This is a genomic window from Amycolatopsis ruanii, assembly GCF_003385175.1.
Classification (GTDB): Bacteria; Actinomycetota; Actinomycetes; order Mycobacteriales; family Pseudonocardiaceae; genus Amycolatopsis_E; species Amycolatopsis_E thermalba.
This window is the reverse complement of record NZ_PQHY01000007.1, coordinates 112,889-131,217: the sequence shown is the minus strand read 5'-3', so window position 1 is coordinate 131,217 and position 18,329 is coordinate 112,889. Positions and strand designations below refer to the sequence as shown.

Below are 18,329 nucleotides of genomic sequence, written 5' to 3'. Positions count from 1 at the left end.
CGGGCTGGTTTTCCTGGCGATTGACATCTAACATGTCAGTTGTGGAACGAGTCCGGCGCACGTTGCTGCGGGAAACCGCGCACCAGGTCATCCGGGACGCGATCGTGCGCGGCGATCTCGCCCCGGGCAGCGTGGTGCGCGACGCCGACCTGGGCGAGGTCCTGGCCCGGTCGCGGGCGCCGGTGCGCGACGCACTGGCCCGGCTCGCCGACGAGGGGCTGATCGAGACCAAACCGCAGAGCCACACCCGGGTCACCCCCCTGCTGTCCCGGGACGTCCGCGACGCGGCGGCCGTGGTGCGGGCGATGCACGAACTGGCCGCGCGCACGGCGGTCCCCCGGCTGACCGACGCCGACTGCGACGCGATGGCGGCCGCGAACGACCGCTTCGCCGCCGCGGCCCGCGCCGGAGACGTCGACGGGGCCCTGCGCGCGGACGACGACCTGCACGACGTGCTGGTGCGTGCCTGCGGCAACCGCGCGGTCGCCGCGACGATCGACCGCTACACGCCACTGATCCGCCGCCTGGAGCGGATCCGCTTCGCCGAGGGGGCCGGGCACCAGTCGGCGGAGCTGCACGAGCGGCTCATCGCGACCTGCCGCGTCCGCGACACGGCCGCGGCCACCGAGGTGACCACCGAGATCTGGCGGGAACTGGAAGACCTCGCCGACTGACCCCGCCCGCGAGTCCCACACTCCGGCGCGCGAGTCCCACCTTCCCGCGCGCGAGTCCCACCGTCCCGCGCGCGAGTCCCACCTTCCCGCCCGCGAGTCCCACCTTCCCGCCCGCGAACCCTGCGCGAACGCCCCCACGAGAACGGAGCCCCCATGTCCCTCGCCGACTTCGAGCGTTATCCCCTGCTCTTCGGGCCCTCGCCGGTGCACCGGCTGGACCGGCTCACCGCCCACCTCGGCGGCGCCGAGATCTGGGCCAAGCGCGAGGACTGCAACTCCGGCATCGCGTTCGGCGGGAACAAGACCCGCAAGCTGGAGTACCTCGTCGCGGACGCCATCGCCCAGGGCTGCGACACCCTGGTCTCCATCGGCGGCGTCCAGTCCAACCACACCCGGCAGGTCCCGGCCGTCGCGGCACGGGCCGGGCTGAAGTGCGTCCTGGTGCAGGAGAGCTGGGTCGACTGGCCGGACGCCGTCTACGACAAGGTGGGCAACATCCTGATCAGCCGCCTGGCCGGCGCCGACGTGCGGCTGGTCAAGGCCGGCTTCGGCATCGGCGTCAAGGAGAGCTGGGAGCAGGCCCTGGAGGAGATCCGCGAACGCGGCGGCAAGCCCTACGCGATCCCGGCCGGCGCGTCCGACCACCGCCTGGGCGGGCTCGGCTTCGCCCGGTCGGCCGCCGAGGTCGCCGAGCAGGAACGCGAGCTGGGCGTGCACTTCGACACGATCATCGTCTGCTCGGTCACCGGCTCCACCCAGGCCGGGATGATCGCCGGGTTCGCCGCCCTGGACGAGGACCGGCCGCGCCGCGTCCTCGGCATCGACGGCTCCGCCAAACCGGACGAGACCCGCGACCAGATCGCCCGGATCGCCCGCAACACCGCCGGACTGCTCGGCGTCGAGCGCGAACCGGAGGTCGAACTCGACGAGCGCTACCACGCCGGCATCTACGGCATCCCCGACGAGCAGACCCTCGACGCGATGAAGCTCGCCGCCCGCACCGAGGGCATGGTCACCGACCCGGTGTACGAGGGCAAGTCGATGGCCGGGCTCATCGACCTGGTGTCGCGCAAGGAGATCCCGGCCGGCTCGACCGTGCTGTACGCGCACCTCGGCGGCCAGCCCGCGCTCAACGGCTACAGCGCGCTGTTCAGCTGACCGGCGCGAGTCCCACGCTCCGGAACGCGGGTCGCCCAGTCACTGAACTGGCGATTGGGCGACCCGGGCGCCTGAAGGCGGAACTCGAGGCCCTGAACGTGGGACTCGCGCGACTGAACGTGGGACTCGCGGGGTCAGCGCTCGGTGCTGAACGCGGAGTCGAAGGCGGCGGCGGGCTTGTCCCACAGCAGGTTCCGGACGAACCCGACCGCCTCCTCGGCGCCGCGCAACCGGTCCATGCCGGCGTCCTCCCACTCCACCGAGATCGGCCCGCGGTAGCCGATCGAGTTGAGCGCCCGGAAGCACTCCTCCCACGGCACGTCACCGTGCCCGGTGGACACGAAGTCCCACCCGCGCCGCGCATCGGCCCACGCCAGGTGCGACCCGAGCCGCCCGTTGCGGCCGTCGAACCGCTTCTTCGTGTCCTTGCAGTCGACGTGGTAGATCCGGTCGGCGAAGTCCAGGATGAACCCGACCGGATCGAGGTCCTGCCACACGAAGTGCGACGGGTCCCAGTTCAGCCCGAACGCCGCCCGGTTGCCCACCGCGTCCAGGGCCCGGCGAGTCGTCCAGTAGTCGTAGGCGATCTCCGACGGGTGCACCTCGTGCGCGAACCGCACCCCCACCTCGTCGAACACGTCCAGGATCGGGTTCCAGCGCTCGGCGAAGTCGGCGTACCCGTCGTCGATCACGTCCTGCGACACCGGCGGGAACATCGCCACGTACTTCCAGATCTTCGACCCGGTGAAGCCGACGACGGTGTCCACGCCGAGCTTCGCCGCGGCCCGGGCGGTGTCGGCCATCCCGGCGGCGGCCCGCTGACGCACGCCCTCCGGCTCGCCGTCGCCCCAGACGCGGGGCGGCAGGATGTTGCGGTGCCGCTCGTCGATCGGGTCGTCGCACACCGCCTGCCCGACCAGGTGGTTCGAGATCGCCCACACCTTCAGGCCATGGGACTCCAGGATCTTGTGCCGTCCCGCGACGTAGTCGTCCTCGGCGAGCGCCCGGTCGACCTCGAAGTGGTCGCCGCTGCAGGCGATCTCCAGCCCGTCGTAGCCCCACTGCGAGGCGAGCCGGCACACCTCCTCGAAGGGCAGATCGGCCCACTGGCCGGTGAACAACGTGACCGGACGGCTCATCGCCGGCTCCCTTCCGTCGTCTTCAGTCCTTGCACGCTCAGCAGCAGGTCGCGGACCTCGGTGGCGGCCAGCCGTGCCCGCTCCGGCACGTCCGCGTCCCCGCACAGCAGCACCGGCCCGTCGTCCGGCGAGTCCGGCAGTCGCCCGTGCGAGCCGCGCACCGGCGCCGGGTCCAGCGGCGTGGTCTTCATCGCGTACCGCAGGCCGGCCTTCTTGCGCACCAGGTTCAGCCCGGCCTTGGCCTTGACCAGCGGATCGGCCGGGTCGAAGAACAGCTCGGCCGGGTCGTACCCGGGCTTGCGGTGGATCTCCACGCCACGCGCGAAGTCCGGCGCGCGGTCGTCGTCGAGCCAGTAGTAGTAGGTGAACCACGCGTCCGGCTCCGCGGTCACCACGAACTCACCGGCACGCGGGTGGTCGATGCCGTAGCGGGACTGGGCCTGCCGGTCCAGCACTTCGTCCACACCGGACAGTTCCCCCAGCAGGCCGCGCACCCGCGGCAGGTCCGCTTCGTCGGCCACGTAGACGTGGGCGACCTGGTGGTCGGCGACGGCGAAGGCCCGCGACGTCCACGGGTCCAGGTACTCCATGCCGTCCTGCGTGTAGACCTCGAGCAGGCCCTCGCGGCGCAGCAGCCGGTTGACGTCCACCGGCCGGTGCGCGTTGGTGATGCCGTACTCCGACAACGCCACCACCCCGACACCGTCGGCGCGGGCCTGGTCCAGCAGCGGCGCCACGGACGCGTCGACCGCGCGTGCCGCCGCGATGGCCTGCGGCGAGTCCGGGCCGAACCGCTGCAGGTCGTAGTCCAGGTGCGGCAGGTAGGCCAGGGTCAGCTCCGGCCGGTCCTCCCGCAGGATCGCCGAGGTCGCCCCGACGATCCAGTCGGTGGAGGCGATCGACGCGGTCGGGCCCCAGTACTGGAACAGCGGGAACTCGCCCAGCCGCGAAGTGAGCCGGTCGTGCAGCTCCGGCGGGCGCGTGTAGCAGTCCGGCGCCTTCTTCCCGTCGGCGTAGTAGATCGGCCGGGGGGTCACGGTGAAGTCCGTGGTCGCGCCCATCGCGTACCACCAGCACACGTTCGCCGCGCGGTACCCGGGGTGCACCGCCCGCGCGGTCTCCCACAGCTTCTCGCCCTCGACCAGCTTGTTGTGCTGGCGCCACAGGAAGACCTCGCCCAGCTCGCGGAAGTACCAGCCGTTGCCGACGACGCCGTGCTCGCTGGGCATCCGCCCGGTCAGGAACGTGGACTGGACGCTGCAGGTCACCGCGGGCAGCACGGTGTCCAGCCGCGCCTGCCAGCCCTGCTGCCCCAGCTTCGCCACGTTCGGCATGTGCCTGAGCAGCCGCGGGGTCATCCCCACGACGTCGAGCACCAGGAGCGGTTTCACTTCGTCGCCACCAATCCCGCGGCGAAGGACAGCTCCGCCGCGATCCCGCCGATGAGGTCCTGGCGGTGCGCCTCCGGCAGCACCGTCCAGGTGTAGGTTTCCACTTCCAGGTGCGCCGGTTTCGGCGGCAGCGCGGCGAGGGCCTGGGCCAGCACCTCGGTGGTCGAGGACAGCGGCGCCGCCGGGGTCGCGTGCAGCGGCACGTGGAAGTGCACGCGCCACGGCCCCTCCCCCGGCAGGTCCGCGAACGCCTCGCCCAGGTCGTCGGCCTTGCGGACGCCGCCGCCCGCCGACTCCCGGGTCTGGTGCAGGTACCGCGGCTCGTCGAACGCCGCCAGGGCCTCGCGCGCCGCCGGGTCCCGCGGGTCCGGCACGTGCAGCGCGGCCGACATCTGGACCTTCACCACGTCCAGCCCGGCCGCGCCGATCTCGGCGACCGCCCCGGCCGGGTCGGCGAAGGACACCGCGAGGTGGCAGGTGTCCAGGCACAGGCCGACGTGGGCCGGATCGACGCGCCCGGCCAGCCAGGACACGGCGTCGTGCACGGTGTCCAGGATGCAGCCGGGTTCCGGCTCGACGGCGAGCCGGATCGTCCGCTCCTGAGCCCGCAGCCCGGCGGTCACCTCGTCGAGCAACCGCTGGGCCGCCGTGTCGTCCTCCGGCGTCCACGGTTCCCGCCAGCCCAGCGGCAGGGTCGAGATGCTGCCGTACTCCGCGTCGTCGGGCAGCAGCGCGGACAGCACGGCCGCGCAGTTCAGCGTGTACTCCGCGCGTGCCCGGTCGGTCCACCGTGGGTGGTAGACCTTCTGCTTGACGACCGGGTCGTGAAACCCGCCGTACGGGAAGGCGTTGAGCGTCACCACTTCCAGGCCGCGCGCGTCCAGCTCGGCGCGCAACCGCTTGCGCTCGCCCGCGTCCGCGGCCAGCGCCGACGCGACGTCGGCGGCCAGCCACAGCCCGAGCCCGAGCCGGTCCGCGCCGAGCCGCTCGCGCACCGGCAGGGCGTAGGAGTCGAGCTGGCCGAGGACCCCGTGCAGGTCCTCGGCCGGATGGACGTTGGTGCAGTAGGACAGGGGCGTCACGCGACCGCCTCGTCCCGCCCGCCGCGCAGCACCGAGTTGCCCTCGAAGGTCTCCTTGGCCGCGCTGAAGCCAGGCAGCTCGTCGAGCACCAGCCGGCCGCTCTGGCCGTAGAAGGCGACCGGGTTGGCCCACAGCACTTTGTCCACATCGGACTCGGCGAACCCGCCGCCGAGCATCGCCAGCCCGGTCTTGTGCACCTTGAGCGGGTCCGAGCGGCCCCAGTCGGCGGCGGAGTTGACCAGCATCTTCTCCGTGCCGTACTCGCGCAGGATCGCGACCATGCGCTGCTCGTCCATCTTGGTGTCCGGGTAGATGGAAAAGCCCATCCAGGCGCCGGACTCCTTGACCAGGCCCACGGTGACCTCGTTGAGGTGGTCGACCACGACCCGCGCCGGGGCGATGCCGGACTCGGCGACCACCGCGAGCGTGCGCTTGGTGCCTTCCAGCTTGTCGCGGTGCGGGGTGTGCACCAGCACCGGCAGGTCGTGTTCCTTCGCCAGTTCCAGCTGGCGGGCGAAGGCGGCGTCCTCGGCCGGGGTCATCGAGTCGTAGCCGACCTCGCCGACCGCGACCACGCCGTCCTTGGCGAGGTAACGCGGCAGCACGTCGAGCACCGGCGTGCAGCGCGGGTCGTTGGCCTCCTTGGGGTTGAGCGCGATCGTGCAGTGGTGGCGGATGCCGAACTGGGCGGCGCGGAAGCGTTCCCAGCCGATCAGGCCGTCGAAGTAGTCGGTGAACGACGACACACCGGTGCGCGGCTGGCCGAGCCAGAACGCGGGCTCGACCAGGGCCCGCACGCCGGCGGCGTACATGGCCTCGTAGTCGTCGGTGGTGCGGGAGGTCATGTGGATGTGCGGATCGAACAGGCGCATCAGGGTGTCTCTTCCAGGAAGCGGAGGGCGTCGGCGGGAACCGGGCGGCCGGCTGCCCGCCGCTCCCCCGCGTAGTCGGTGATCATGCGGCGCAGCTCGTCGTCGGCCCGCCGGTCCAGCTCGGCGACGGCGGCGAGCGGGATGCCGGTGAACAGGCATTTGAGCACGCCGTGGCGCCAGCCGTGCTGGTCCAGGTGACGGGCGGCGAACGGACCGAGCGCGGCGGCGATCAGGCCGGTGTCGTTGCTGCGCAGGGCGTCGCGGACGAGGTCGAGACCGGCGGCGACGGCCTTGTCGCCGACCGCGGCCAGCGCCCGCAGCACGCCCCGCCGCTCGGCGCCGTCGCCGTAGCGGTAGAGGTCGGCCAGCTCCGCGGCGAAGTCGTCCGCGGGCAGGGCGGCCGCCAGTGTTTGCAGCAGCCGCGTGCGCGCGAGGTCGTCGGCCGTGCCGTGGACCAGGCCGTCCGGATCGGTGTCCGGGTGCAGCGGCCCGCGCCCGACGTGCCGTCCGGCGGCCGGGAACAGGGTCGCCACCGCGGCCGGATCGGTCGCGATCCGGCGCTGCGCCTCGCCGAGCCACGACTGGTCCAGCCGCGCCGCCCGCAACGCGGTCAGCGCGGCACGGGCGACCTGCGGCGCGGCGTGGCTGTGCCGGGGCAGCTCGACGGCGGCGACCCCGGTGTAGCCGATCTCGTCCAGCGCGGCGAGCGTGGCCGGCAGGTCCAGCTCGCCGTCGCCGAACTCGAGGTGCTCGTGCACGCCCGGCCGCATGTCGTCCAGCTGCACGTTGACCAGCAGCCCCTTGGCCTGCCGGATGCAGGCGGCCGCGGCGGTCGGCTCGACGGCCACGCAGTGCCCGACGTCGAGGGTGATCCCGAGCAGCTCGGGTTCGCCCAGCTCGGTGCGCAGCCGCAGCGCGTCCGACAGGGTCTCCACCAGCATCCCGGGTTCCGGTTCCAGGCCGAGGCGGACACCGCGCCGGTCCGCCTCGGCCAGCACCGCGGGCATCCGCGACCGCAGCCGCTCCCACGCCGTCGCGCTGTCCACTGTGGACACCCCGGACCAGAACGACACGCAGTCGGCACCCAGGCCCTCGGCGACCCGGATCGCCCGGGCCAGGAAGTCCAGGCGCCGGTCCGCGTTCTCGCTGACCAGGGTCGGTTCGTGCTTGTGCCACGGGTCGAGCAGGAACCGCGCGCCGGTCTCCACGACGCACCGCAGGCCCAGCGCGCCCAGCCGGGCCGCGACCCGGTCCACCCGCGTGGCCAGGTCGCCGGCGTACGGGTCGAGGTGCTGGTGGTCCAGCGTCAGCGCGACCGAGGTGTAGCCGAGGTCGGCGATGATCGCCAGCGCGTCGTCGAGCCGGTGGTTGGCGAACCCGTTGGTGCCGTAGCCGAGGTGGTAGCCGCTCATGTCGGGCTCACCTTCCGGCCGAGCCGCTTGGCCAGCGGCAGCGCCAGCGCGACCAGGCCGGCGCCCAGCACGCCGCCGCGCCGGGCCGCGAGCGCGGCCTGCAGCGGGACCATGCCGTGGATCCCGGCGGCCGTGGCCGTCCGCACCACCGCCGCGGACGGCTTGCGCACCGCCGCGTACTGCTTGGACCCGACGCTCACGCCGTATCCGGCGGCCGCGGCCAGCGCCGCCACCCGGTGACCGGGCGCACCGCCGCGGCCGGACACCGCGGCGGCCGCGGACGCCGAGGTCAGCGCGACGGCCCCGGCCGCCCGCGCCGGGGAACCGCCGTGCACCTCACCGGCCGACAACGCCGTCACGCCGAGCGTGTGCCCGCCCAGCACCGCAGCCGGGACCACCGCCTTCGCCGCACCCGAGCCACCCGCGCCGAGCAGCACGTCCAGCGACCGGCACACCGCCATCGACACCGCCGCGAGCGGGGTCTTCTTCAGCACGGTGTCGTAGGCCCACACCGCCGCCGCCAGCGGCGCGGCGACCTTGAGGGCGTCCCGGCCACCCGCCAGCGCGGACAACCCGAGACCCGCCCCGGTCAGCCCGGCCGCGATCCCGAGCGCCCGGTTCGGGCTGACCCGGCCGGACGGGATCGGCCGCTCCGGGCGCTCGACCGCGTCCAGGTCCCGGTCGGCCCAGTCGTTGAGCGCCATGCCCGACCAGTAGAAGGCCACCGAGGCCAGCGGCAGCGCGAGCCGCCGTCCCCGCAACGGACGACCGGCCGCAGCGGCGCCCGCGACGGTGTCGCCGAGGACGCTCAGCGCGGCCGGGGCCCGGACCAGCTGCACGTAGGGGTTCACTGCTGCCGCCCCAGCGACGACGCCCACTCGGCCAGGATCCGCGCCTGCTCGGCGAACCGGTGCTCGCCGGTGCCCACCGGGTCCTTGAAGAAGAACGCCAGCTGGCCCAGCGGCCCGGACTCGCCGGCCCGGTACGCGGCCGCGGTCAGCCGCGCCAGGTCCAGCACCAGCGGCGCGGCCAGGGCCGAGTCGTAGCCGGTCCAGGTGAACTGCAGGGTCATCCGCGCGCCCAGGAAGCCCTCGAACGACACGTGGTCCCACGCCGTCTTCTGCTCGCCCAGGTCCGGCACGTGGTCGATGTGCAGCGGCGCGGTCACGTCGTCACCGAGCAGCGCCGCCAGGCCGCGGGCCTTGGACTCCAGCTTCCCGGCCGCCTTCACCGGGTCGGCCAGGGTCGCGCCGTCCCCGCCGCCGAGCAGGTTCGTGCCCGACCACGAGCGCACCTTGAGCGCCCGGGCCGCGAACATCGGCGCGAGCACCGAGCGCAGCAGCGTCTCACCGGTCTTGCCGTCCGATCCGGCGTAGGGCAGACCCTGCCGCCGGGCGAATTCCACCAGCGCGGGCAACCGGATGCCCGTCGACGGCGTGAAGTCCACGAAGGGGCACCCCGCCGACACCGCCGTGTACGCCGCCAGGGAGCTGCCGGGCAGCACCTCCCGGCCCGGCTCGTCCAGCACCAGCAGCAGCGCGTCGAGGTCGTGGTGCTCCGGCGCGTCCACGGTTGGGGGTTCCGTGGACGAGACGTTGATCACCACGACGGCCGACAGGCCGTGCCGGGTGCGGAACTCGCGCAGGTCGTCGGCCAGCCGCGCGGCGATCTCGGCCTGCGTGCGCCCGGCGGGCACCGGGCGCAGGTCGGCCTCGACGGCACGCAGGCCGTCGCGGATGGCCGGCAGCAGGCCGGCCGGGAGCGGCCCGCCGGCGGTGAGCTGCTCCGCCTTCTTCTCCAGTGGCGTGTCCACCAGGTCGTGCCCGCCGACGACGAGCTCGTCCCAGCCCGGGAGCACCCCGGGCGCCACGTCGAGCCGCTCGGTCACGCAGCCGTCCGGCCCGGCGAGGCCGGACCGCATCGCGAGCAGCCCGCTGATCGCCGTCGTGGCCACCGAGCCACGCGCGCCGACCAGCCACAATCCAGTTCTCTCAGGCATCGATCACCCTTTCGGTCGACATTGATACGCCGACCCAGGACGTTCCGTTGCCCGCGCTCTCCTCCACCGCGTGCAGCACCCGCTGGACCTGGAGGCCGTCGGCGAAGGACGGCTCGGGGTCGCGCTGCTCGCCGATGGCGGTGAGGAAGTCGGCGATCTCGTGGGTGAAGGTGTGCTCGTAGCCCAGCAGGTGTCCGGGCGGCCACCACGCCCCGACGTAGGGGTGGTCCGGCTCGGTCACCAGGATCCGCCGGAACCCCGCCTCGGCCGGGTCGTCGTCGCCGTCGTAGAACGACAGCTCGTTCATCGACTCGAAGTCGAAGGCCAGGCTGCCACGCGACCCGTTGATCTCCAGCCGCAGCGCGTTCTTGCGGCCCAGCGCGAACCGGGTGGCCTCGAACGTGGCGACCGCGCCGCCGGTGAACCGGGCCAGGAACACCGCGCAGTCGTCCACGTCGACCTCGCCCAGCGCGCTGCCCGGCTCCCCGGACAGCGGCCGCTCCCGCACGAACGTCTCGGTCATCGCCGACACCCCGGTGATCCGGTCGCCGAGGACGAACTGGGCGGTGTCCACCGCGTGCGCGGCGATGTCGCCCAGCGCCCCGGACCCGGCCTTGTCCCGCCGCAGCCGCCAGGTCATCGGCGTGGCCGGGTCGGCCAGCCAGTCCTGCAGGTAGGCGGCCCGCACCTGGCGGATCGTGCCCAGCCTGCCGTCGGCGACCATCCTGCGGGCCAGCGCGATCGCCGGCACCCGCCGGTAGTTGAACCCGACCATCGCCCGCTGCCCGTTGACCGCCGCGCGCTCGGCGGCCGCGGCCATCTCCTCGGCCTCGGCGACCGAGTTCGCCAGGGGTTTCTCGCACAGCACGTGCTTGCCCGCGGCCAGCGCGGCCAGCGCGATCTCGGCGTGCGAGTCCCCGGGCGTGCAGATGTCGACGATGCCGACGTCGTCGCGGGCGACCAGGGTGGCCCAGTCGGTCTCGGTGTCCGGCCAGCCCTGCTTGGCGGCGGCGGCCTTCGTGCGCTCCGGGTCGCGGCCGCCGAGCACGGCCAGCCGCGGCACCAGGGGCACGTCGAAGAACCGGTGGACCGAGCGCCAGGCGTGGGCGTGGACGGCGCCCATGAAGGCGTGCCCGATCATGCCCACGCCGATGGAGGCGCCCACGGGGTCAGGAGTCGAAGGCGACATCGGCATAGGAATCGACGTTCTCCTTGGTCACCACGGCCGAGTAGGTCGTGACGTTCGCGGGGATCTCGTGCTCGGCGAGGTCGCCGATGCCCTTGTCCTGGCCGAGCAGCCGGGCCAGGGCGATCGCCGAGGACGCCATCGACGGGCTGTAGAGGACCGTCGCCTTCATCACGCCGCTGTCGGCCTTGATCAGGTCCATCATGTTGCGCGACCCGGCGCCGCCGACCATGAAGAACTCGCTGCGGCGCGCGTTGTCGATGGCCGCGAGCACGCCGATGCCCTGGTCGTCGTCGTGGTTCCACAGCGCGTCGAGCCTGCTGGCCGACTGGAGCAGGTTCGAGGTCATCTGCTCGCCGCTCTCCGGCGTGAACTGCGCGGACACCCGCGGGCCGACGGCGAACCCGTGCTTGGCGAGCGCGTCCTTGAAGCCCTGGCTGCGTTCCTGGGTCAGCGGCAGCGAGTCGATGCCGGCGACCTCGCCGATCACCGGGTTGCTCACGCCCTTCTTCTTCAGCTCCCCGGCGATGTAGTTGCCGGCGTTGACGCCCATGCGGTAGTTGTCGCCGCCGATCCAGGTGCGGTAGGCCAGCGGGGTGTCGAACACCCGGTCCACGTTGACGACCGGGATGCCGGCGTCCATGGCCTGCTGGCCGGCCTGGGTGAGGGCCTTGCCGTCGAAGGGCAGGATCACCAGGACGTTGACCTTCTGGTTGATCAGGGTCTCGACCTGGGCGATCTGCTGGTTGACGTCGTTGGTGCCCTCGGTGGCGGTGAAGGTGACGTCGGAGAACCGGCCGGCCTGGGCGCGGGCGTTCTTGGTCATCGCCGCCATCCAGCCGTGGTCGGCGGCCGGGGCGGAGAAGCCGATCGTCACGTGCTTGCCGGGCTGGGCGTTCTGGCCCGCGGTGCCGGCGACGGCCTGCGGGGCGGACTGCGGCGACTCGTTGGACGTGCAGGCGGCCAGCAGGGCGCCGGCGCCGACGGCCGCGCCACCGGTGAGGAAGCGGCGGCGGGCGAGGGAGGATGGTCCGGACATGGCGAACTCCAGTGGTCGTCGGGGGTGGTGTTTCCTAAGTGGACTTGCGACTGCGGTTGGTGCGGAACTGCAGCAGAACGGCGAGCACGATGATCGCGCCCTTGGCGATGTTCTGGATGTCGGTGTCGAGGTTGTTGAGCGTGAAGATGTTGCCCAGCACCGTGAAGATCAGGACGCCGATGAGCGTGCCGATCAGGGTGCCGCGGCCGCCGGAGAGCAGCGTGCCGCCGATGACCACCGCGGCGATCGCGTCCAGCTCGTAGTACAGGCCGTTGGTCGAGGCGCCCGAGGTGGTGCGCGCCACGACCATGATCGCCGCGATGCCGCAGCACAGCCCGGCCACGGCGTAGACGAGCGCGGTGTGCCGCTTGACGTTGATGCCGGCCAGGCGCGCGGCCTCGGTGTTGCCGCCGACGGCGAACGTGCGGCGGCCGAACGTGGTGCGGTTGAGCAGGACCCAGCCGACCACGAACACCAGGGCGAACATCCAGATCAGCACCGGGATGCCGAGGAAGTCACCGCGGAAGACGGTCAGGAACCCGGTTTCCCGCACGACCTGGGTCTGCCGTCCGCTGATCCGCTCGGCCAGGCCGCGCGCCGAGGCGTACATCGCGAGCGTGGCGATGAACGGCACCACTCTGCCGTAGGAGACGAGCACGCCGTTGATCAGGCCGCAGCCGACGCCGACCGCCAGCGCGCAGACCACCATCACCACCGGGCCGAACGACTGCGTCGCCAGCGTCGTCGCCCACACGCTGGACAGCGCGACGATCGAGCCGACGGACAGGTCGATCCCGCCGCTGATGATCACGAACGTCATGCCGACGCTCACCACGCCGATCGCGGCCGCCAGCCGCAGCACGGTCGAGAGGTTGCCCTCGGTGAAGAACGCGTCCGGCCGCGTCAGCCACCCCACCAGGCACAGCAGGACGAACACGCCGAACAGCCCGGCCAGCCGGGCGTCCACCGGGAACCGCCCGCGCGCGGCCTTCGGGGCCGGCGGCGCGGCCGGGGGCGGCGGGGCCTGCGTGGCCTCCGGCAACACCGACGAGGAGTCCTTCGTCATGCCGCACTTCCCTCCATCACCAGATTCAGCACGTCTGCTTCGGTCAGCTCGCTCGCGGGGGCCTCGCGGACCACGTGGCCCTCCCGCAGCACGAGCACGCCGGCGCCGAGCCCGAGCACCTCGGGCATCTCGCTGGAGACCAGCACCAGCCCGACCCCGGCCGCGGCCAGCTCGCGGATCAGCCGGTACAGCTCGGCCCGCGCGCCGACGTCCACGCCGCGGGTCGGCTCGTCCAGCAGCAGGATCGAGCAGCCGCGCACCAGCCAGCGCGCGACGACCGCCTTCTGCTGGTTGCCGCCGGAGAGCGTGCCCACCGGGCGGCGCGGGTCCGCCGGGCGCAGGTCCAGCTGCCGCAGGCGCTCGGCCGAGTCCCCGATCTCGCGCGCGCGGTCGGTGAAGCCGAGGCGGCTGTACTCGGGCAGGCTCGCCAGCGTCACGTTGTGCGCGACCGACATCTCCAGCAGCAGCGCCTGGCTCTTGCGTTCCTCCGGCGCCAGGCCGATCCCGGCCTTGACCGCGCTCGGGACGTCACCGGGCTTGAGCCGCCTGCCCTCGACGAAGACCCGGCCGCCGTCCGGTTTGCGGGCGCCGAAGATGGTCTCCAGCAGTTCGCTGCGGCCGGCGCCGACCAGGCCGGCCAGGCCGAGGATCTCGCCGCGGCGCAGGGTGAAGCTGACGTCGGAGAACTCGCCGCGGCGGGTCAGGTTCTCCACGCGCAGCAGCTCGGTCCCGGTGTCCACAGTGGATTCCAGGCGTTCCGGGTAGACGGTCTCCACGCGGCGGCCGGACATCAGCGACACCAGGTGGTCGGTGGTGACGTCGGCGACCTCCAGCCCGGCCGCGACGGTGGCGCCGTCCTTGAGCACGGTGACGCGGTTGCCGATGCGGCGGATCTCCTCGAGCCGGTGCGAGATGTAGACGACGGCCACGCCGTCCGCGGTCAGCTCGGCGACGATGCGGAACAGGTTGTCCACCTCGTCGGAGGCGAGCGCGGCGGTCGGCTCGTCCATCACGATCAGGCGCGCGTCGTGGACCAGGGCCCGGGCCATGGAGACCAGCTGCTGCCCGGCGGCGGACAGTTCGCCGACCTCGCGGTCGGGGTGGATCTCCGGGTGGCCCAGCCGCGCCAGCAGCTCGCCGGCCTTCGCGCGGGCCTGCCGGTCGCGGGTGAACCCGGCCTGGGCGGGCTCGTGGCCGAGGAAGATGTTGTCGGCCACCGACAGCGCGGGGATGAGGTCGAGCTCCTGGTACATGGTGGCGATCCCGCGGCGCAGGGCCGCGACCGGGGAGGACAGCGTGACCGGTTCGCCCTGCCAGCGGATCTCGCCGGAGTCCGGCTGGTGCGCCCCGGCGAGGACCTTGATCAGGGTCGATTTGCCGGCGCCGTTCTGGCCGAGCAGGCAGTGCACCTCCCCCGCCCGCACCGACAGCTCGACACCGTCCAGCGCCCGGACACCCGGGAACGTCTTGACGATGCCGCGCATGGACAACAGGTCTTCGGTCATCACGCCTCCACGCTCACCGGGGCGCCGGCCGCGACCAGCGTCGGATCGTCCAGCAGGGGCCGGATCGCGGCCTGCGCCGCGCCGGTGCCGACCGCGGTGAACCCGAGCCGGGACGCCACGATGCGGGGGCCGCCGGTCTCGGCGGTCACCGAGCGGGCGGCCAGTTCGGCGCGGATCGGCTCGGCGAGCCAGTCGCGCAGCGGCGCGAAGTAGCCGCCGAGGACGACGATCCGCGGGTCGAGCAGGTCGGCCAGGACCGCGATGCCGTGGCCGAGGCCGGCGCCGAGCTGGGTGAGCGCGTCGAGGACGCGGCGGTCACCCTGCTGGGCGCGCTGGCGCACGATCGCGGTGCGCTGGGCCAGGTCGAGGGACGGGTCGTGGACCAGGTCCCGCGGAGTGGCCAGCGAGTGCAGGAACGCGTCGATCCCGACGGCGGTCTGCCAGCAGCCGCGGCGGCCGCACACGCAGGGGCGGCCGGCGGGTTCCAGCGACAGGTGCCCGACCTCGCCGGCCGCGCCGCCGATCAGCCGGCCGCCGGTGATCAGCCCCGCGCCGACGCCCACGCCGCCGAGGAGGTACACGACGTCGTGGCAGCCGCGGGCGGCCCCGCTGTCGGCCTCGGCCAGCGCGGCCAGGTTGGCGTTGTTGCCGACGACGACGCGATCGAGCGGGAAGCCGGTGCGGGCGGCGAGCCCGTCGGCGAGGGCGAGGTCGCGCCACCGCAGGCCCGGCGCGAGGCGGACGGTGCCCGCGGGGTCGACGAGCCCGGGCACGGCCACCGCGATGCCCGCGACCTGGTCCACTTCGGACACCGCGGCGAGCACGAGGGCGGCCAGTTCGTCGAGGGTGCGCTCCGGCCCGAGGGCGCGGACGTCGCAGGTGACGCGGCGGCGGGCGGCGGCGGTGCCGGACAGGTCGAGGACCGTGCTGCCGAGGTGGTCCTCGGCGACCTCCAGCCCGATGCCCCAGTTGCCGCGCGGCCGCAGCTCGACGAGCTGGCCCGGCCTGCCCTGGCCGCCCTCGTGACGGCCGCCTGCCTGGACCAGCTCGCGGACCTCCAGTTCGGCGACCAGGCCGGAGACGGTGGCCTTGCTCAGGCCGCTCAGGGCCGCCAGCTGCGCGCGGGACAGGCCCCCGTGCCGGCGCAGGAGCCGGACCAGCAGAGACAGGTTGGCTCTGCGAACACCGGCGCGGTCCGTCGGCCGGTCGAAAGGATGGGGCACCGGGGACGCTCCACTTCGTCGGGAAACTGGCCGGTCTCAGTGCTGGGTGTCAGTGCTCTGGCGTACGCCGCCTACTCTGACTGGCGGGTACTTCTGCCACAATCCGGCAAAAGGAGTAACAATCAGATCGTTACTTTTGAACCGGACTGCCGAAAGTGTGCTCAAGTTCGGACAAGCGACGCCCGGCGAGGCCGGATCGGTCAGGCCGGCACGCTGAACGCGTGATCGGTGGCCAGCCACGCGGCGCCGATCACGCCCGCCTGGTCACCCAGCTCCGACAACACGATCGGCAGGTTCCCGGTGGCCAGCGGCAGCGACCGCCGGTACACCGACGACCGCACCTCGGCCAGCAGGGTGTGCCCGAGCCGGGACACCCCGCCGCCGATCACGACCATCCCGGGGTTCAGGAAGCTCACCAGCGACGCGATCACCTGCCCCAGCCGCCGCCCGCCCTCGCGCACCAGCGTCACCGCCGCGAAGTCGCCGGCCTGCGCCGCCTCGGCCACCTCCCGCGCGGTCAGCGCCGGACGGCTTTCCAGCAACGCCGCCAGATACGGGGACCGCCCGCTGCGCGCCAGCGTCAGCGCGTCCCGGGCCAGCGCCGCCCCGCCGAAGTAGGCCTCCAGGCAGCCGACCTCGCCGCAGGCGCACGCCGGCCCGTAGTCGTCGAGCTTGATGTGCCCGATGTCGCCCGCGGTGCCGGCCACGCCGCGGTACACGCGGCCCGCGACGACGATCCCGCCGCCGATACCGGTCCCGACCTTCACGAAGATCAGGTCGTCCAGCGACCGGGCCACCCCGGCGTGCCGCTCCCCCAGCGCCATCACGTTCACGTCGTTGTCGACCGTCACCGCGCAACCCCAGTGCCCGGCCAGCCGGTCGCGCACCGGGAACCGGTCCCAGCCCGGCATGATCGGCGGCGCCACCGGCATCCCGTCCCGGAAGCTCACCGGCCCGGGCAGCCCCATCCCGGCCCCGGCGAGCCGCCCGGGGGCGTCCTGCAGCACCTTCGCCGCCAGCTGCTCCACCCGGTCCAGCACCGGCACCGGGCCCTGCCGCACGTCGCAGTCCTCGACCGCCCGCGCGAGCACCTCGCACCGCCCGTCGGTCACCGCCACGGCCACCGACGTCGCGCCGACGTCCACGCCGAGAAAGCGCACGTCGTCGGCCAGGCGCACCAGCGTCGACCGCCGCCCGCCGCGGCTGGCCGCCGGGCCGCCGGATTCGACGAGCCCGCCTTCGGCCAGCCGGGTGATCTCCGCCGCCAGCCGGGCCCGCGGCACCCCGAGCCGTTCACCCAGTTCGACCCGCGCCATCGGGCCCTCGTCCCGCAGCAGGGCGAGCAGCCCGGCCTGCTCGCGGGTCTCGGCCGACGGGGGAAAACCGCTGGTGGTCATGGGGGCACCAGCCTCCTCGCTGCTCGCGCGTGCCCCGACTGTAGACCCGTTCCCGCCTCTTTTGAGCAGACGCGGCCGAACTTTGTTCCGGAAAGTCCGAAACTCTGGACACTTTCAGCGGAAGTTGCCTACGTTACCGGCGCACGTGACAAGGGGGTCGGTTCACACTCGGCTGAAGGAGAAATCCGTGTCCCACTCGTCGTTCGACCGCCGCGGTTTCCTGCGCACCGCGGCGGGGGCGACCGTCGCGGTCAGCGCCGCGGCGCTCGCCGGATCGCTGCCCGCCGCCGCCAGCCAGGGCGGCGGCCGTCTCGTCCCGCAGAACCAGATCGGCATCCAGCTCTACAGCGTCCGCGACAAGGTCTCCCAGCTCGGCTTCCGCGCCGTGTTCGAGGAGCTGTCCCGCATCGGCTACCGCGAGATCGAGTTCGCCGGCTACACCCAGAGCACCTCGATCCTCGGGCGGCAGATCACCGTGCCCGAGATCGCCCAGCTGCTGAAGGACTTCGGGCTCAAGGCGGTCGGCAGTCACGTCGGCCTCAACAACTTCCGCACCAACCTGCAGGCCGAACTGGACAACGCCGAAATCCTCGGCCTGAAGCACATCGGCACCGCCAACGCCCCGACCAACATCAACACCGTGGCCGGCTACCAGGCCGCCGCCGAGGAGTTCAACCGCATCGGCGCCGCGGCCGCCGCGCGCGGCCTGAAGTTCTACCAGCACAACCACGCCGGCGAGTTCGCCTTCGCCACCGACCGTCCCGGCGTCCGGCTCTACGACGTCTTCTTCGACAACACCGATCCCCGGCTGGTCTACCTCGAGATGGACGTGTACTGGGCCTACGTCGGCAAGTACCGCTACCCCGGGTTCGAGCCCGCCGACTACATCACCCGCGCCCCGCACCGCTACCCGTTGCTGCACCTGAAGGACGGCGACGCGAACCCGGCCAACCCCAACGGCTACGACATCGTCGAGTTCGGCGCCGGCGACCTGCCCTACGACCGGTTCCTCAAGCGGGTCAACGGCCGCGGCCGCTACCACGGCATCTGGGAGCAGGACACCGCGCCCAGCACGCAGCCCAACCCGCCCGGCTCGTTCGGCGCGGCGCTGCGCAGCTACCAGGCGCTGGCCGAACTGCGCGGCTGACCCCCTCCCCTCCCCGTCGAAATCCCACCGGAGTGATCT

16 protein-coding genes are annotated in these 18,329 nt (G+C 73.1%); 3 read left to right on the top strand and 13 right to left on the bottom strand.

The genetic code is table 11. The annotated features are described in order from the left end of the window. The first annotated feature begins 32 nt into the window (after positions 1 to 32). On the top strand, positions 33 to 674 hold the full coding sequence (locus D0D28_RS06060) for a GntR family transcriptional regulator (protein ID WP_116110007.1): 642 nt from the start codon (positions 33 to 35) through the stop codon (positions 672 to 674). A gap of 153 nt (positions 675 to 827) precedes the next feature. Beyond that, positions 828 to 1,832, top strand: coding sequence for a 1-aminocyclopropane-1-carboxylate deaminase (locus D0D28_RS06055; RefSeq protein WP_116110006.1), 1,005 nt, complete (start codon positions 828 to 830; stop codon positions 1,830 to 1,832). Between the two features lie 134 nt (positions 1,833 to 1,966). Here the strand turns inward: D0D28_RS06055 and D0D28_RS06050 are convergent, their stop codons facing one another. The 13 genes from D0D28_RS06050 to D0D28_RS05990 form a co-directional block, all read right to left on the bottom strand. Continuing rightward, on the bottom strand, positions 1,967 to 2,971 hold the full coding sequence (locus D0D28_RS06050) for a sugar phosphate isomerase/epimerase family protein (protein ID WP_116110005.1): 1,005 nt from the start codon (positions 2,969 to 2,971) through the stop codon (positions 1,967 to 1,969). Further along, positions 2,968 to 4,362 (bottom strand): alkaline phosphatase family protein, encoded by a 1,395-nt coding sequence (locus D0D28_RS06045; RefSeq protein ID WP_116110004.1) that lies wholly within the window; start codon positions 4,360 to 4,362, stop codon positions 2,968 to 2,970. Before D0D28_RS06045 ends, D0D28_RS06050 begins: the two co-directional genes overlap by 4 nt. Further along, on the bottom strand, positions 4,359 to 5,444 hold the full coding sequence (eboE, locus tag D0D28_RS06040; protein ID WP_116110003.1) for a metabolite traffic protein EboE: 1,086 nt from the start codon (positions 5,442 to 5,444) through the stop codon (positions 4,359 to 4,361). The genes D0D28_RS06045 and eboE overlap by 4 nt, the downstream gene beginning before the upstream one ends. Beyond that, positions 5,441 to 6,316, bottom strand: a complete 876-nt coding sequence (locus D0D28_RS06035) for a TatD family hydrolase (RefSeq protein WP_116110002.1) — start codon at positions 6,314 to 6,316, stop codon at positions 5,441 to 5,443. Before D0D28_RS06035 ends, eboE begins: the two co-directional genes overlap by 4 nt. Next, a complete protein-coding gene (locus tag D0D28_RS06030) occupies positions 6,316 to 7,728 on the bottom strand; it encodes an EboA domain-containing protein (RefSeq protein ID WP_116110001.1) in 1,413 nt (470 codons plus the stop codon). Before D0D28_RS06030 ends, D0D28_RS06035 begins: the two co-directional genes overlap by 1 nt. Next, positions 7,725 to 8,579, bottom strand: a complete 855-nt coding sequence (locus D0D28_RS06025) for an SCO3242 family prenyltransferase (RefSeq protein WP_116110000.1) — start codon at positions 8,577 to 8,579, stop codon at positions 7,725 to 7,727. The genes D0D28_RS06030 and D0D28_RS06025 overlap by 4 nt, the downstream gene beginning before the upstream one ends. After that, the gene (locus tag D0D28_RS06020; protein ID WP_205413190.1) at positions 8,576 to 9,727 is read right to left on the bottom strand and encodes an inositol-3-phosphate synthase; all 1,152 of its coding nucleotides are present in this window, start codon (positions 9,725 to 9,727) and stop codon (positions 8,576 to 8,578) included. Before D0D28_RS06020 ends, D0D28_RS06025 begins: the two co-directional genes overlap by 4 nt. Further along, positions 9,720 to 10,868, bottom strand: coding sequence for a Gfo/Idh/MocA family protein (locus D0D28_RS06015; protein ID WP_198958305.1), 1,149 nt, complete (start codon positions 10,866 to 10,868; stop codon positions 9,720 to 9,722). The genes D0D28_RS06020 and D0D28_RS06015 overlap by 8 nt, the downstream gene beginning before the upstream one ends. Positions 10,869 to 10,896: 28 nt before the next feature. After that, entirely contained in the window at positions 10,897 to 11,952 is a 1,056-nt protein-coding gene (locus tag D0D28_RS06010; protein WP_162830650.1) for a substrate-binding domain-containing protein, read from the bottom strand. Between the two features lie 34 nt (positions 11,953 to 11,986). Continuing rightward, positions 11,987 to 13,018 (bottom strand): ABC transporter permease, encoded by a 1,032-nt coding sequence (locus D0D28_RS06005; protein ID WP_094006994.1) that lies wholly within the window; start codon positions 13,016 to 13,018, stop codon positions 11,987 to 11,989. Beyond that, a complete protein-coding gene (locus D0D28_RS06000; protein WP_116109998.1) occupies positions 13,015 to 14,523 on the bottom strand; it encodes a sugar ABC transporter ATP-binding protein in 1,509 nt (502 codons plus the stop codon). The genes D0D28_RS06005 and D0D28_RS06000 overlap by 4 nt, the downstream gene beginning before the upstream one ends. Then, positions 14,523 to 15,746, bottom strand: coding sequence for an ROK family transcriptional regulator (locus tag D0D28_RS05995; RefSeq protein WP_116109997.1), 1,224 nt, complete (start codon positions 15,744 to 15,746; stop codon positions 14,523 to 14,525). The genes D0D28_RS06000 and D0D28_RS05995 overlap by 1 nt, the downstream gene beginning before the upstream one ends. A gap of 200 nt (positions 15,747 to 15,946) precedes the next feature. After that, the gene (locus D0D28_RS05990; RefSeq protein ID WP_116109996.1) at positions 15,947 to 17,143 is read right to left on the bottom strand and encodes an ROK family transcriptional regulator; all 1,197 of its coding nucleotides are present in this window, start codon (positions 17,141 to 17,143) and stop codon (positions 15,947 to 15,949) included. Positions 17,144 to 17,330: 187 nt separating this feature from the next. Here D0D28_RS05990 and D0D28_RS05985 point away from each other — a divergent pair, with 187 nt between their 5' ends. Continuing rightward, on the top strand, positions 17,331 to 18,290 hold the full coding sequence (locus tag D0D28_RS05985; protein ID WP_116109995.1) for a sugar phosphate isomerase/epimerase family protein: 960 nt from the start codon (positions 17,331 to 17,333) through the stop codon (positions 18,288 to 18,290). The last annotated feature ends 39 nt before the right edge of the window (positions 18,291 to 18,329 follow it).

Bases quoted from the DNA above. Each gene is read 5' to 3' on its own strand.
- D0D28_RS06055 (WP_116110006.1), top strand. From the start codon at position 828: ATGTCCCTCGCCGACTTCGAGCGTTATCCCCTGCTCTTCGGGCCCTCG.
- D0D28_RS06015 (WP_198958305.1), bottom strand. From the start codon at position 10,868: ATGATCGGGCACGCCTTCATGGGCGCCGTCCACGCCCACGCCTGGCGC.
- D0D28_RS06005 (WP_094006994.1), bottom strand. From the start codon at position 13,018: ATGACGAAGGACTCCTCGTCGGTGTTGCCGGAGGCCACGCAGGCCCCG.
- D0D28_RS06020 (WP_205413190.1), bottom strand. From the start codon at position 9,727: ATGCCTGAGAGAACTGGATTGTGGCTGGTCGGCGCGCGTGGCTCGGTG.
- D0D28_RS05990 (WP_116109996.1), bottom strand. From the start codon at position 17,143: ATGACCACCAGCGGTTTTCCCCCGTCGGCCGAGACCCGCGAGCAGGCC.
- D0D28_RS06060 (WP_116110007.1), top strand. From the start codon at position 33: ATGTCAGTTGTGGAACGAGTCCGGCGCACGTTGCTGCGGGAAACCGCG.
- D0D28_RS06050 (WP_116110005.1), bottom strand. From the start codon at position 2,971: ATGAGCCGTCCGGTCACGTTGTTCACCGGCCAGTGGGCCGATCTGCCC.
- D0D28_RS06030 (WP_116110001.1), bottom strand. From the start codon at position 7,728: ATGAGCGGCTACCACCTCGGCTACGGCACCAACGGGTTCGCCAACCAC.
- D0D28_RS06010 (WP_162830650.1), bottom strand. From the start codon at position 11,952: ATGTCCGGACCATCCTCCCTCGCCCGCCGCCGCTTCCTCACCGGTGGC.
- D0D28_RS06000 (WP_116109998.1), bottom strand. From the start codon at position 14,523: ATGACCGAAGACCTGTTGTCCATGCGCGGCATCGTCAAGACGTTCCCG.
- D0D28_RS06035 (WP_116110002.1), bottom strand. From the start codon at position 6,316: ATGCGCCTGTTCGATCCGCACATCCACATGACCTCCCGCACCACCGAC.